Source organism: Bradyrhizobium sp. 142 (genome assembly GCF_023074015.1).
In the GTDB taxonomy this organism is placed as follows: domain Bacteria; phylum Pseudomonadota; class Alphaproteobacteria; order Rhizobiales; family Xanthobacteraceae; genus Bradyrhizobium.
In genome coordinates this window covers 1-588 of record NZ_JADPKQ010000286.1, presented here as the reverse complement: position 1 = coordinate 588, position 588 = coordinate 1, and the positions used below count along the sequence as shown (strand labels likewise).

The window sequence follows — 588 nt, the reverse complement described above, 5'->3', positions numbered from 1 at the left end:
CCTTCTTCAGCTTGGGATTGAAGCCGCGGATGCCAAGCCGGATCAACGTTGCTTTCATTCGGTTGACGATCCGACTTTGCTCGCCGACGAGGCTCGCGTGCTCGCGGTTGGGCCGCTTGGCATCTTCGTCCTGGGTTGTCGGGATCGCCACCATCTTGCAGTGATCACGCTCGCCGCGCAGCCAGCCGAGGAAAGAGCGTTTGAGCAGCTCGGTGTCGAGCCGATCGGTCTTGGCGCGCCGGTGCTCGCGCGACACCGCCACACTCGATGCGTGAATGACGTGGGCCTCAATGTCGCGCGCCCTGAGCCAGCGTGCCAGCCAGAAGCCGTCACGGCCGGCCTCGAAAGCGACCGCGATGCGTTTGATCCGATGCCCTGCCTTCGCCGCTTCCTCTCGCCATCGATGCAGCAACTTCAGCAAGGCGCTCTCGTCGACCGCGAGCTTCTTCAATGGCTGGCGCTCGACGCCAGGCACGATGCCGGCGACGAGCCAGCTCGACAGGCTCAGTTCGATAACGGCGATCAGCGTGCCGTCCGGGTCGAGGGGGCTCGGGGATCGGCTCAGATCGTTCAATTTCTGCATGGGGC

The 588-nt window shown here is 64.3% G+C and carries 1 pseudogene; it reads right to left on the bottom strand.

The annotated features are described in order from the left end of the window. Positions 1-583 (bottom strand): annotated as a pseudogene (locus tag IVA82_RS24985) (IS110 family transposase); the annotation flags it as partial. Positions 584-588 lie beyond the last annotated feature (5 nt).